Genomic DNA, 12,644 nt, shown 5'->3' with positions numbered 1-12,644 from the left:
TCGGGGCCAGCATCCGAGATGAGATGGGCTTGCACCTGCCGCAGCGTCATGTGGTCTCCTCGAAGCACGTCCCGTCCCGCTCCGAGAGGTCCGCCATGCACCCGTTCCCGGCCCCGCCCCGTCAGGTCCTGATCGGCGACGCCGCGGCGTTCGTCGGCATCACTCCCCGCACGATCCGCCACTACCACCAGGTCGGCCTCCTCCCGGAACGCGAGCGCGGCAGCGACGGCCGCCGCCGGTACGGCTACGAGGAGATCATCCGGCTGCTCTGGATCCGACGCATGGCCGACGCCGGGATCGCCCTCGACGACATCCGCGACGCGTTCGCGGGTGCCGCACCCGCCGCGGCCGACAGCGACGACGGGGTAGCAGACGTCCTCGCACACCTCGAGGACACCCTCTCCGCTCAGGCAGCCGAACTGCAGGAGAAGCTCGCCTCGGTGCGGCGCATGCGCACCCTCGGCAGCCGGCTGGGACTGCTCGACGACATCGTCTCCAGCCGCCTCCAGGCCGCGCCCGAGGGCTCGTTGCGCCAGGACGACCTCGACGCCCTGCTGGTGAACGAGCGGATCTTCGGTCCCCTCGGCGCCGTCGCCCAGGCGGGGCGCTTCCTCGCCCTGGCCCTCCATCCCGAGCTGCGCGTCGAGTCCGACCGCGTCGACGCCGCTGAGGAGGCGCTCGACGACACAGTCGCCGTCGACGATCCCCGGGTGACGCAGGTGGCGGCCGAACGTCACGCCTTCGAGACCACGCTGATGCGCGTCATCGACGAATCCGGTCAGCTAGACGAGGACGACGCGATCTTCGACGCCTGGGACGAGCTCCACCCGTCCCAGGACGCCGACGCGTCGCCCGACCCCGTACAGGGCTCGCGCGTCACGAGCGCGGCGGCGATCATCCAGAGCATGCCCTACGACTTCTCCCCGGCCCGCCTGCGCTCGATGGAGCTCGCGGTGCGACTCGGCGCAACGGCGGGAACAGGGCCCTGAAGAGCACCCACGAGCGTCTGCACGAGGACGGCATGTCGGGACGACGAGGCGGGAGCAGACGGCGCGTTGCTAGCGTCGACGGATGGCCGGCATCACGTACCCGACACCGCTCCGGGCAGGAGGGCGCATCGAGGTGCCCGCTCCGTCGATGGGTGTCCCTGAAGAACTCCACGAGCGTCTCCGTGCAGCCGTTGCTTCGCTGACCGCCCAGGGCCTCGATGTTCACGTCCGGGATCACGCCGCCATCGGCGGCCTCGTTCCCGCGTCGGCTGCAGACCGCGTCCAGGACCTCCACGACTCGTTCGGCTCCGGCGACGCGGTACTGCCCCCTTGGGGAGGTGAGTTGGCCATCGAGTTGCTCGACGGCATCGACTGGGCTGCCCTCGCGGATGCCCAGACCTGGTTCGTCGGCTGGTCGGACATCTCGACCCTGCTCCTGCCGCTGACCACCCTCACCGGGCTCGCCACCATGCACGGTGCGAACCTCATGGACGAGCCATGGGAGCTGCCGACGGAGTTCCACCGCTGGACAGACGTCGCGAGCATGCTGGCCGGGAGCTCGTTCGAGCAACGCAGCGCACCGCGTCGCCGCTCACGCCCGTGGGCCGCCTGGAGCGATGAGCCCCTCGACCGGGAACGCGTCTACGAGACCCCGACCAGGTGGCGCACGCTCGACGGCCGAAGCGACATCAGCATCAGCGGACGCCTCATCGGTGGATGCCTCGAGACCGTGTCGCTGTTGGCAGGCACACCATACGGAGACGTGCCCCGATTCGCCCGCGAGAACGCCCCCGAAGGAACCCTCATCTACCTCGAGGCCGCGGGCTCCGACGCGATCGGTGTCCTGCGCATGCTTCGTTCCCTCCGGCTGGCCGGGTGGTTCGACGCCGCCCAGGGCGTCCTGATCGGGCGCACGAACGGCCCGGACACCCCGGAACTGAGCCAGGAAGATGCCGTGCGACGCGCACTGGGAGACGTCGATCTCCCCGTCATCCTCGACTTCGACACCGGCCACCAGCCCCCGCAGATGCCGCTGGTCAACGGGGCTCTCGCCGACGTCTCCCTAGTCGACGGCCAGGGAAGCATCACGCAGCACCTGACGGCCTGAGGCGTCCCGTCGACGATCGGCTGTCGCGACAGCTGACGCGTTCTGCAGGTGCCGTCGGCGACGAGGTCGCGAGCTCGGCTCAGGGGGCCACCGCGGGGTCGAGGGCGAGGCGGAGGAGTTCCTTGGCGCGCTGATAGCGGCCCCGTGCGGTCGATGCCGGGACCCCCATGACGTGAGCCGCGTCGGTGATGGTGAAGCCATCCCAGTGGATGAGCCGGACGAGCTCCGCCATGTCCGGCTCGAGCCGTGAGATGGCGACCCTGACTTCGAGGTGCGCGTCCGCCGGCGGTGCCGTGGCCTGCGCCAGAGCGGCGTGCCCCCGGAGGCGATCAGCAAGCGCCCACCGCCGGTGCACGCCCCGAGCATGGTTGAGCAGGACGCCCCGGGCGATGCCGAAGAGCCACATCCGGGCCCGCTCGGGTTCGTCGGGCAGGTCGTCGAGGCGGCGCCACGCGACGACGAAGGTCTCGCCCAGCAGGTCAGGCGCGTCGTCGAGGTCAGCGCGCCTCCGCAGGTACGACAACAGGTCGACGGAGCTGGCCTCCAAGGCAGAGCGGAGGGCGCGCCTCCGGTTCCCGATCACGGGGCGACCGTCTCGCAGAGGATCGACTCTTCGCCGGTGTACTCATGGCCGCCCTCGTATGCCGCAGCTTCGGCGTCGACGACGTCCCTCACGGCGATCGACACCGCTGCGGCGTAGACGTCGTCCTCGGTCGGGCCGGCTGCGGTGGCGTGGACGTCCTCGAGGTGTCCGTCCGGGAGGACGGCCACGTAGGAGATGCTCGAGTCCCGCTGGCGCACCTCCGTGATCGAGGCCTGGACGTCGGCCTGGTCGACGAGGTCGAGGTCTCGGAGGTGGCGGGCGAAGTCGCTGTCGTTCGCCGGGTCGGATCGTGTGACGGCCCCGTTGCCGTCGACGCTCTCGATGTCGTAGACGGCGACCCGGGCCTCGCAGGCTCGACCACTCGGCAGGATGAACGGGTAAGCGAGGTCAGGGTCCTGGGCCCACGGCGCCCAGTCGAAGACCGAGGCTGCGACAGCCGTCCCGGCACCGCTGACGAGCAGCGCTGCGAGGCCCGCGGTCGCGGCGACGCGGAGCGGCCGACGCCGGAGGCGCGCGGCGGCCCCGGCCTCGACCGCCATCACGGCGAGGTCGTGGCGCAGTGCAGGGCTCGAGGTCGTCTCCGCGGGCGCACTGTCGGCGAGGAGCACGTCGAGGTGATCGGGGGTGGGGTTCATCGTTCCTCCAAGGTGGGTTCACCTCGTACGTGTCCGGCAGACGGAGGAATGTCCATGCCCGCGGCCCGATCCCCTATCGGACGATGACGCGCCACGCGCCCTTCTCGGTGCTCGCCACCGAGGAGAAGCTGACTTTCGTCACGCCCTCGCGGGACGACTCCGGGATGTCCAGCTCGAGCACGCCCTCGGTGCAGCTCGCACGGGCGGACGTCGTGTCGACGGCACCCGCAGCCGACGTCAGACCCAACAGCCCCTCGACGGATCCGTCGCCGAAACACTCGAGTTCGACTCGCCTGATCGTCACGGGCTCCTCGAAGGTCACCGAGATCTCGCTGCCGCCCGCTTCCTCGCCGCGATCGGCGACCGCTGCCAAGACGGCCAGCTCGTCGCCGTCGTCCCGCACCGCTGAAGGCGCCTGGTCGAGCCACAGAGCGATGTCGCCGGCCTGCTCACCGGGATCGACCTCGGAGCACCCGACGAGGCTGACAGCACAGAGGGTCACGACGAGCAGGCAGAGCGATCGGGGGCACACGATCGAAGGATGGCAGGAAGCGCACATCGTCGCGACGCCCCACTGCGAGGGCCCGGCCAGCGATCCCCTCCTGAGACAGACCCCGTCCTTGGACGGACGCGCACATGCACGACCTGGCCTCAGCTAGCGAGGAGTCACGGCACTCGACACCTCGAGGCGTCCCTGCGGGCAGCATCGGCGACCTAGGCCGCGCCGGCGTCGACGAAGAACCAGCCGTGTCGCTACCGGGTCGTTCACATCGTGATCCGCCACCACGGCTCGGCCCGACGTGACCTCGGTGCCGATCCCGTGCAGCGGGTCGACCTCGGCGACATCATCCGGGAAGCGCTCGTCGGAGTTGCCCCCACGGGCCCGGGTGGCCCCACGACCCGATCGTTCCTGCCCCTCCCCCAGGGCGACCGCTGAGCGATCCCCTACCGGACGCGACCGGCGCTAGTTCGTGGTGGGCTTGCTGAACAGGTTGACGACGTTGCCGTCGGGGTCGCGGACCATAGCAGACCGGTTGCCCCATGGCATCGTGGTCGGTTCGAGGACGACGTCCTCACTCTCTGGCTGAAGCTCCGCGAACTCACCGTCGACGTCAGCGACTTCGAACTCGATGAGCACGGATCTGTTCGTCGCAGGGGTCAGTGCACCGTCGAGCATGGCGACGGTGGCAGTGCTCGCGATCGCGAGATTCGCGCCCGGGCCGCTGAACTGGGCGAAGACCGGTGCTGGGCGCTCTGCTTGCTGGCCGGTGACCTGCTCGTAGAAGGCGACGAGGCCGTCGAGGTCGTCGGTGACGATGCGGATGGAGGCGAACGACATGGGGTTCCTTCGGTAGAGCTGACGAGGTGTGAGCATCAGCTTCACCGGTCTTCGCGACACCGTCCTGTCGGTGTTTCCAGATATCACCGGTTGCGGATCAATCGTCGATGACGGATCGCAGCCGCCCGTAGGGGATCGCGAGGTCCTCGGCTCGGAGAGTGCGCTGCGGTGGCCGCTCGTCGGTCACCTCGACTGAGAGCATCCGGTCTCCCCGGAACGCTCGCACCCCGTCACGGAGTCGGCACCACGCGATCAAGTACCACCGCCCGTCCTTCCCGATCGAACCCAATGGTTCGACGTCTCGGGTGGAGCCAGCGCCGCTGGCGTCCTGGTACCGAAGCCGCACGACACGGTCCGCACGGAGGGCCGCCGCGAACTCGGCCGGCACAACTGCGTCATCCTCGCTTTCCAGGAAGTGGACCCGGGAAGCGAGCGCGCTGGCACGTGCAGCGTCCCCGTCGGGCATGACCGCGAGCATCTTCCGGGCGGCGGTCTGGGCGGCCTGCCGGAACGGGCTGTGCCGGAGGGATCCGAGCCCGATCAGCACTGCAAGGGCCTCGTCCAGCGTGAATCCTGCCGGTCCGAGCGTCGCTGACGCGTTGATGACGTACCCACCGGTCCGGCCGGGCTCCGCCCAGATCGGCAGGCCCGACTGCTGTAACGCAGCAAGGTCCCGCTCGATCGTGCGCACTGACACCTCGAACCGTTCCGCGAGACGACGCGCGCTTCGTGGCCGCGGTGACACGGCACGCAACTCCTCCACGAGGCCGTAGAGACGGTCGGTCCTGTTCACTGATCCATCATCCAACAGGTCGCTCTCTCCGGCATGGTGGCGATTCCACCCCGTCCGGTGGCCGATCCCCCATCGGGCGGGGTGATCGCTACGCCGGGGTGATGTGGCGGGCAGGGACGGGACCGGAGTACACGACGCTGGTGGTGATGCCGCCGAGGGTGAGCAGATCAGCAGCAGTCGCAGGCCTCGACCTGGCGCTCGCCCGTCAGGGCCGACACGGGCGTCTTGCACGCGTCGCCGCGCCACGCCTCGAGGCCTTCCCGGACGGCGAACACGACGATCACGAGCCCCGCGACCGGATCAGCCCACGTCCACCCGAAGGCGAGGTTGAGGACCAGGCCGATGAGGACCGCAGATGACAGGTACGAGCAGATCAGGGTCTGTTTCGAGTCGGCCACCGCTGACGCCGAGCCCAGTTCTGTGCCGGTGCGGCGTTCGACCAGGCTGAGGAACGGCATGATCGCCAGGCTCACCGCGGCGAGAACGATGCCCACGGGGGAGTGATCGGGTTCGCGGATGCCGGTCAGCGCCAGCACTGCGTAGACGGAGACGTACGCGGCCAGGCCGAAGAACGACACGGCGATGACGCGCAGCGCGACCCGTTCTCGCTTCTCCGGGTCGGGGGCGGCGAACTGCCACGCGATCGCGGCGGCCGACAGCACCTCCACGATCGAGTCGAGGCCGAAGCCGATCAGGGCGGTCGAGGAGGCGACGGTGCCGGCGGCGATCGCGACGATCGCCTCGATCACGTTGTAGGTGATCGTGATCGCGACGATGATCCGGATGCGACGTTGCAAGAGCAGCCGGCGGGCCGGCGCGAGCAGGGCGGGAAGCGCGGTCGTGGTCATGCGCCGGTTCCGCGGCAGAGAGGAACGTCGCAGCTGTCGTCGGTGCAGGGCTCTCCGTCGTCGACAGCCAGTACGACGTCGACGAGGGCGGTGAGTGCCTTCGTGAGGTGAGCGTCAGCGATCTCGTAGCGGGTCGACCGGCCTTCAGGGACGGCGACGACGATGCCGCAGCCCCGGAGGCACGACAGGTGGTTCGACACGTTGGACCGCGTGAGTTCGAGCTGCTCGGCCAGGGCGCCGGGGTAGCCAGGCTCGTCGAGCAGGTGTAGCAGGATGCGTGATCGGGTGGGATCGGCCATGGCGCGCCCGAGGCGGTTCATGACGTCGACGCGCGAGGAAAGAGTCAGCATGTGCTGACTATACAGTCGACGCTGACGCGAGGCGTCCGGTCAGTGAGACACCGGTCCAGCCGCCTCAGATTCGATTCGCCCGTTCGGGTTCGGGACGAGGCGTGGGACGAGTCGGACGAAGATCACCATGCCGATGAGCTCGACGAGCGTCTGGGTCACGACGACCACCGGAGCAAGCGACAGCGACGCCGGCAGGGCCAGCGCGAGCGGCAAGACCACGAGCGAGTTCCTGGTCGCGCCGCTGAACACGAGGGCTCGGGTGGCTGGCACGTCGAGTCGGAAGATGCGGCCGGCGCCGATGCCGAGGCCTGCCATGACGACGAGGAATCCGGCGTAGATCGGCACCAGCACGAGCAGCTGCCCCACGGACTCCCCGACAGCACCCGCTTGCGAGGCCACGACGGTGAACAGGGTCGCCATCATCAGCGGCACCATCAGGCCCAGCATCGTCCGCTCGACGACGACACCGGATCGGTGTCGCCGGGCGAGTGCCTGCACGAGCGCGGCCGCGGTGAGCGGGACGACGATCAGGAGCAGGAACGCCCGGGCGAAGGGGCCGACCTCGACCACGGCGACGCCCTGGGGGCCGATGAACAACAGCAGGTACAACGGCAGGAGCAGGATCTGCGCCAGCATCAGCAGCGGTGCAGCGGCGAGGAGTCGTTCAGACGCGCCGCCGGCAAGGCCGGCGAACACGATCACGTAATCGATGCATGGGGTCAGCAGCACCAGCAGCACCCCGAACAGCAGTGCCGGCTCGTGCGCGACGAACCGGGACAGCCCATATGCGACGAGGGGGACGACGACGAAGTTCAGGACCCCGACCGCGACCAGGAACCGTCCGTCTCGGAGGGAATTCCCGATCGCCGCGAACGGCACCCCGAGGAACGTCGCGAACAGCAGCAGCGCGAGCACGGGCTCGATCGCTCCTTCTAGGTGGTGCGCTCCCGGCACGGTGAGGCCGACGACGCCGGCAGCCATGATCGCCACCAGGTAGAGGCCGATCTGCCGGTGTTCGAGCCAGGAGACGATCGCGTTCACGGCAGGACCGGCGTGGAGGATGAAGGCACGACAGCGACCGTAGAGGTTCGAGCCGCTCGAAGGCCAAGCGGCGTCGGCGGTTCCAGGGTCGCGGTGTGCGAATCTCCGGGGTCATCTTTCTTCGGGACACGCCCGACGGATCGCGTCAGGTCGTGTCGGTGGAGGCTGGCAGGACCAGCTCGAGCGTCGTACCCGCGGCAGATGTTGAAGCGACCCGGACGCTGCCTCCGTGGCGGACGGCGATCTCCCTCACGAGGGCGAGACCGATTCCGAAGCTCGGTCGGGTGCCGCCGCTGGTACGCCACGAGGCTCCGTCTGCTGGCTCAGACCGGGCGAACCGGTCGAAGACGCGCGCGGGCTCGATGCCGGTGATCCCTGGCCCCTCGTCGGTGACCGCAAGCACGGCCGAGCCGCGCTGGTCACGAGTCGACAGCGTGACGGTCGAGCCCGGGGGCGCATGGCCGATCGCGTTGTCGAGCAGAGCCAGCACCGCCCGTCGGAGGCTCGCGCGAGGCACTCGGACCCACGAGGCTGTGGCGCTGTCGTGCCGCAAGACCACGCCGCGCTCGTCGGCGAGCACTGACATCGACCGCAGGACGTCCGCGACCGCGTCGTCGATGCGCACAGGCTCGGGCACGCCAGCCGGCCCAGCAGGGTCGCCTCCTGCTGCCTCGAGCAGGTCGCCGACGATGTCGACCAGGGCCCGCGAGTCGTCGCGGAGCCTCGCCAGGTCGGAGGTGACGTGCTCGTCGGCGGTCGCCGCGCCTCCGGCGATCTTCCGCTGCAGGGCCTGCAGTCGGGCGTCGAGCACGGCGAGCGGCGTGCGCAGCTCGTGGCTCGCATCGGCGACGAACTGGCGCTGCAGCCGGAGGGCCTCGCCGAGCGGCCGGACGGCCCGCCGGGCAATGACGACCGTGACGAGGCCGGCGAAGACGACGCCGGCGACGCCGAGCACGACGAGGCCGGCGACGACGTCCGTGGCCGAGACGAACACCTCGCCCTGGCCTGCGGCGGCGACCTGCTCGAGGCGCTCCTGCGGGACGGTCTGGTGCAGCACCCACGCGATGGTGAGTGCGAGGGCCCCGACGACGACGAGGCCCGAGACGAGCACGATCTGTCGGCCGATCGACCGGGCGGCGGCCTGCAGGGCCGCGGCCTCGGGGTTGGCCTCAGGATCGGGGAGGGCCTGGGCGCCCGTGCGCCTGCGTCCACGTCCGCGCAGCCCGCTCACAGAGCACCCACCCGGTACCCGCGCCCGCGCACGGTCAACACGACGTCGCGGTCGATCTTGCGGCGCAGGTAGCTGACGTAGGTGTCGACGGTGCCGAGCTGCTCGCCGTGCGGGAACACCCGCGCGAGCAGGTCCGCCCGGTCGAAGGTGTGGTCCGGGCGTCGGGCGAGCTCGGCGAGCAGCGCGCTCTCCCGCTCGCTCAGCACGACGCGGCTCGACCAGGGCGTGACGACGATGCGGCTCTCCGGGTACAGGCGGGCCTCCCCCACGTCGAGCCAGCGCTCCTCGGCGGCGAACGACCGTGTCAGGGCGCGCAGCCGGGCGAACAGCTCGTCGAACTCGAACGGCTTGACCAGGTAGTCGTCCGCCCCGCCGTCGAGCCCCGCGACGCGGTCGGCGGTCGTGCCGAGCGCCGTCAGCATCAGCACGGGCGTCGTCACGTGCTCGCGACGGAGAGCCGCGACGAGCTCGGTGCCCTCGAGCTCCGGGAGGCGCCGGTCGACGACGAGGACCGCGTACCCGCCTGCCCGGGCAGCCTCGAGCCCGCCGCGCCCGTCCGTCACGAGGTCGACCTGCCAGGCCTCGCCGAGCACGTCGGCCACGATGGGCCCGAGCGCCGGGTCGTCCTCGACCAGCAGGAGGCGCGGGGGCGTGTCAGGACCGGTCACCCACCGCCTCCTCGTCCCTCGTCGTCGTCGCTGCGACCCTCTGCTCGGCCCGGCCGGCGCGCGATCGCCGCAGGGCGGTGACCACGATCGGCAGCACCGACACGACGACGAGCCCGACAGCGAGCAGGTCGATGTGGTCCGCCACGAACGGTAGGCCGCCGAGGAGCGATCCGAGCACCGTCATGCCGACGGCCCAGAGGAACGCGCCGGTGAGGTTCCACACGATGAACCGGCGGTACGGGTAGCCGCTGGTCCCGGCGGCCAGCGGCACGAAGGTGCGGACGACGGGAACGAACCGGCCGAGGACGAGCGCCTTGCCGCCGTGGCGCTCGAAGAACGCCTCGGCCTGCTCGAGGTGCGCCGTCTTCAGCACGCGGGCGCCGGGGCGGAACCAGCGGCGCCCGAACCGGTGGCCGAGGAAGAACCCGACCTGGTCGCCGGCAGCCGCCGCGAGGAACGCGCAGAGCGCGATCACCGCGACGCTCAGTCCGAGGCTCTGGTGCAGGAGGCCGGCGGTGACGAGCAGGGAGTCGCCGGGCAGGAAGGGGAACAGCAGGCCCGACTCGACGAAGATCATCAGCGACAGGCCGCCGAGGGCCCACGGGCCCATGCCGGCGAGGAGGGTCTGGGGGTCGAGGATGCTCATGAACGGGTCCGTCCTGGATCGGTGGTCGTGTCGGGGTTCGGTGCCGGGGCCTCGACGGGGTGGGTCGGGTCTGAGCGCTGCCCGATCCGGTCGAGGAGGCGCAGCCACGGCGGCAGCAGCAGCGCGACCACCGAGCAGCCCAGCACGACGGACGCGACCGTGTCGCTCGGCCAGTGCACGCCGACCCAGACGCGTGACAGCCCGACGAACGATACGGCGAGGGCGGAGGCCCCGACCACGATGGGCGCGCAGCGCCTCCCCCAGACGAGCAGAACGAGTGCCAGCGCGAGCCCGGTCGCGAGGGCCGTGTGCCCGCTGGGGAACGAGAAGGAGTGCGGCTCGATGATCAGCGGGTCGGCGAGGAGCCCGGGGTCGGGCCGGTCGCGCTGCACGACGAGCTTGACCAGCTCGGCCGCGGCCCACGGCCCGATCGCGACGCCGAGGACGGTGAGGGCCGCAGCCGCGCGACGGCTCAGGACCCAGACCGCGACGGACAGCAGCAGCACGAGGGCTGCGCCGAGCTGCGGCCCGAGCAGCCGGTCGACGAGCAGCGCGGCCTCGTCGAGAACCGGCACGTGCGCGCGGCTCGCGTGCTGCACGAGGTCGAGGTCGACCTCGTTCACGCCGCCCGTGCCCGAGGTGATCAGCAGCCCCGCGACGACGACGCCGGCGAAGCCGGTCGCGCCTGACACCGCCCACGCCCCGTCGCGGACGACGGCGCGGACGGCCGGGAAAAGAGGAGGCGCGGTGCGGTCGCGAGGGAGCGCCGACGAGGTCGGACTGTGCAGGACGGTCATGCGCCGAGCCTCCGCCCGGCCGTCCCAGAAACCGCCCAGATGCCCTGGCGGGCCGACCCGCGCCTCCTCGTCTCGGGCTCTGGGCGGTTTCTGGGAGGCGACACGCGACCGTCATCGCATGACGACACGCGCTGTTCCGACCGGGGCCACGGCCCCCGACCGCCGGGCCCTGCTCAACAAGGTCCCCGAGATCACCGTCGCCTTCTGGGTGATCAAGGTCCTCTGCACCACCGTCGGCGAGACCTTCGCCGACTTCCTCGCCGACGGCCTCGGACTCGGACTGACCGTGACGAGTGTGGTGATGGCTGCCCTGCTCGTCGTGGCGCTGGTCGTGCAGTTCAGGACCCGGGCCTACGTCCCGGTCGTCTACTGGCTCGCGGTCGTGCTGATCAGCGTCGTCGGCACCCTCCTCACCGACACGCTGACCGACTCGCTCGGCGTCAGCCTGTGGGTGTCGACGGCCGTCTTCGCGGTGGCGCTGGCCGTCGTGTTCGTCGCCTGGCACCGCGTCGCGGGCACCCTGTCGATCCACGAGGTCACGACCCCGCGTCGCGAGGCCTTCTACTGGGCCGCCGTGTTGATGACCTTCGCGCTCGGCACCGCGGTCGGCGACCTGCTCGGCGAGCAGCTCGCGCTCGGCTACCTGCCCTCGGCGCTGCTGTTCGCGGCGGCCATCGCCGTCGTCGCCCTGGCGCACCGGTTCGCCGGCGTCGGCTCGGTGCTCGCGTTCTGGGCAGCGTACGTCCTCACCCGGCCGCTCGGCGCCTCCGTCGGGGACTTCCTGTCGCAGCCGGTCGCCGACGGCGGGCTCGGCCTCGGGTCGACCGTCACGAGCGTGGTGTTCCTGGCCGCGATCGCGGCCCTCGTCGTCGTGCTCACGGTGCGACGACCGGCGCGACCCGCGCTGCGCGTCTGACCCTCCGGCACCACCCTCACGAGAAAGCAGGACCCCATGGACTGGCAGATCAACGGTCTCCCGATGCACCCGCTCATCGTCCACCTCGTTACCGTCGCGTTCCCGACGGCGTCACTGCTGATATTGGTCGAGGCGTTCTGGCCCGCGCTCCGTCGACGGCTGGGCGTCATCACCCCGCTGATCGCCCTGGTCTCGCTGATCGCGGTGCCCCTCGCGACGTCCTCCGGCGAGTCGCTGGAAGAGCGGGTCGGCCCCAGCGCACTGCTCGAGGCCCACACGCAGCTGGGCGACACCCTGCTGCCGTGGGCGATCGCCGTGTTCGTCGTCGCCGTGGCGCAGTGGGCGTGGCAGCGCTGGGTGCTCACAGCGGAAGCGCACCGCCCACGGCCGACACTCCGGCACGACGTGCGCCTGGTCGTCAGCGCCGTGCTGACGGTGCTGGTCGTCGGCACCAGCATCGGCGGGATCGTCACCACCGTTCGCATCGGCGACTCGGGTGCAAAAGCTGTCTGGTCAGACTCGTCGGCCACCTGAGCGCACTCGTCCGCCCGCACGACGTCGTGTCGACCGGCAGCAGAGCCATCAGACGAGCTGGCCACGCCTGGCTGTCGATCTTCTCTCGGGACGATCTGCCCAGCCTTCCCCCAGCCCCAGATGATCTTGCGCCGGGAGGTGCGGC

At 70.7% G+C, this 12,644-nt stretch carries 16 protein-coding genes; 4 read left to right on the top strand and 12 right to left on the bottom strand.

Going from position 1 to position 12,644, the window contains the following annotated elements:
• The first annotated feature begins 95 nt into the window (after nucleotides 1–95).
• Together EDF38_RS01590 and EDF38_RS01585 are read left to right on the top strand one after the other, a co-directional pair.
• A complete protein-coding gene (locus EDF38_RS01590) occupies nucleotides 96–989 on the top strand; it encodes a MerR family transcriptional regulator (RefSeq protein ID WP_123353654.1) in 894 nt (297 codons plus the stop codon).
• Between the two features lie 82 nt (nucleotides 990–1,071).
• Entirely contained in the window at nucleotides 1,072–2,097 is a 1,026-nt protein-coding gene (locus EDF38_RS01585; protein ID WP_123353653.1) for a S66 peptidase family protein, read from the top strand.
• A 79-nt stretch (nucleotides 2,098–2,176) separates the two neighbouring features.
• Here EDF38_RS01585 and EDF38_RS01580 read toward each other — a convergent pair whose 3' ends face one another.
• The 12 genes from EDF38_RS01580 to EDF38_RS01525 all read right to left on the bottom strand — a co-directional run bounded on the left by EDF38_RS01580 (nucleotide 2,177) and on the right by EDF38_RS01525 (nucleotide 11,049).
• Nucleotides 2,177–2,644, bottom strand: a complete 468-nt coding sequence (locus EDF38_RS01580; RefSeq protein ID WP_233572119.1) for an RNA polymerase sigma factor — start codon at nucleotides 2,642–2,644, stop codon at nucleotides 2,177–2,179.
• Nucleotides 2,645–2,676: 32 nt separating this feature from the next.
• Nucleotides 2,677–3,336 (bottom strand): hypothetical protein, encoded by a 660-nt coding sequence (locus EDF38_RS01575; RefSeq protein WP_123353651.1) that lies wholly within the window; start codon nucleotides 3,334–3,336, stop codon nucleotides 2,677–2,679.
• A gap of 73 nt (nucleotides 3,337–3,409) precedes the next feature.
• On the bottom strand, nucleotides 3,410–3,739 hold the full coding sequence (locus tag EDF38_RS01570) for a hypothetical protein (RefSeq protein WP_148061425.1): 330 nt from the start codon (nucleotides 3,737–3,739) through the stop codon (nucleotides 3,410–3,412).
• A 561-nt stretch (nucleotides 3,740–4,300) separates the two neighbouring features.
• Nucleotides 4,301–4,675, bottom strand: coding sequence for a VOC family protein (locus EDF38_RS01565; protein WP_123353649.1), 375 nt, complete (start codon nucleotides 4,673–4,675; stop codon nucleotides 4,301–4,303).
• 97 nt (nucleotides 4,676–4,772) lie between these two features.
• Complete coding sequence (locus EDF38_RS01560) at nucleotides 4,773–5,468, bottom strand: YafY family protein (protein ID WP_123353648.1); 696 nt, start codon at nucleotides 5,466–5,468, stop codon at nucleotides 4,773–4,775.
• Nucleotides 5,469–5,635: 167 nt separating this feature from the next.
• Nucleotides 5,636–6,316 (bottom strand): cation transporter, encoded by a 681-nt coding sequence (locus EDF38_RS01555; protein WP_123353647.1) that lies wholly within the window; start codon nucleotides 6,314–6,316, stop codon nucleotides 5,636–5,638.
• Nucleotides 6,313–6,666 (bottom strand): helix-turn-helix transcriptional regulator, encoded by a 354-nt coding sequence (locus EDF38_RS01550; protein WP_123353646.1) that lies wholly within the window; start codon nucleotides 6,664–6,666, stop codon nucleotides 6,313–6,315. The genes EDF38_RS01555 and EDF38_RS01550 overlap by 4 nt, the downstream gene beginning before the upstream one ends.
• Before the next feature lie 39 nt (nucleotides 6,667–6,705).
• Complete coding sequence (locus EDF38_RS01545) at nucleotides 6,706–7,707, bottom strand: arsenic resistance protein (RefSeq protein WP_370275474.1); 1,002 nt, start codon at nucleotides 7,705–7,707, stop codon at nucleotides 6,706–6,708.
• 145 nt (nucleotides 7,708–7,852) lie between these two features.
• A complete protein-coding gene (locus EDF38_RS01540; RefSeq protein WP_123353645.1) occupies nucleotides 7,853–8,938 on the bottom strand; it encodes a HAMP domain-containing sensor histidine kinase in 1,086 nt (361 codons plus the stop codon).
• Nucleotides 8,935–9,606, bottom strand: coding sequence for a response regulator transcription factor (locus tag EDF38_RS01535; RefSeq protein WP_123353644.1), 672 nt, complete (start codon nucleotides 9,604–9,606; stop codon nucleotides 8,935–8,937). Before EDF38_RS01535 ends, EDF38_RS01540 begins: the two co-directional genes overlap by 4 nt.
• A complete protein-coding gene (locus EDF38_RS01530; RefSeq protein WP_123353643.1) occupies nucleotides 9,593–10,252 on the bottom strand; it encodes a DedA family protein in 660 nt (219 codons plus the stop codon). Before EDF38_RS01530 ends, EDF38_RS01535 begins: the two co-directional genes overlap by 14 nt.
• Nucleotides 10,249–11,049, bottom strand: a complete 801-nt coding sequence (locus EDF38_RS01525) for a phosphatase PAP2 family protein (RefSeq protein WP_123353642.1) — start codon at nucleotides 11,047–11,049, stop codon at nucleotides 10,249–10,251. The genes EDF38_RS01530 and EDF38_RS01525 overlap by 4 nt, the downstream gene beginning before the upstream one ends.
• Nucleotides 11,050–11,167: 118 nt before the next feature.
• Between EDF38_RS01525 and EDF38_RS01520 the strand changes: the two genes are divergently transcribed.
• Nucleotides 11,168–11,965: a hypothetical protein gene (locus EDF38_RS01520; RefSeq protein WP_123353641.1), complete on the top strand. Its 798-nt coding sequence runs from the start codon at nucleotides 11,168–11,170 to the stop codon at nucleotides 11,963–11,965.
• A 36-nt stretch (nucleotides 11,966–12,001) separates the two neighbouring features.
• Entirely contained in the window at nucleotides 12,002–12,499 is a 498-nt protein-coding gene (locus EDF38_RS01515; protein ID WP_123353640.1) for a DUF2231 domain-containing protein, read from the top strand.
• Nucleotides 12,500–12,644 lie beyond the last annotated feature (145 nt).

Source organism: Frigoribacterium sp. PhB160 (genome assembly GCF_003751785.1).
In the GTDB taxonomy this organism is placed as follows: domain Bacteria; phylum Actinomycetota; class Actinomycetes; order Actinomycetales; family Microbacteriaceae; genus Frigoribacterium.
Note: the sequence above shows the minus strand (reverse complement) of the source record. Positions and strands in the feature narration are given on the sequence as shown.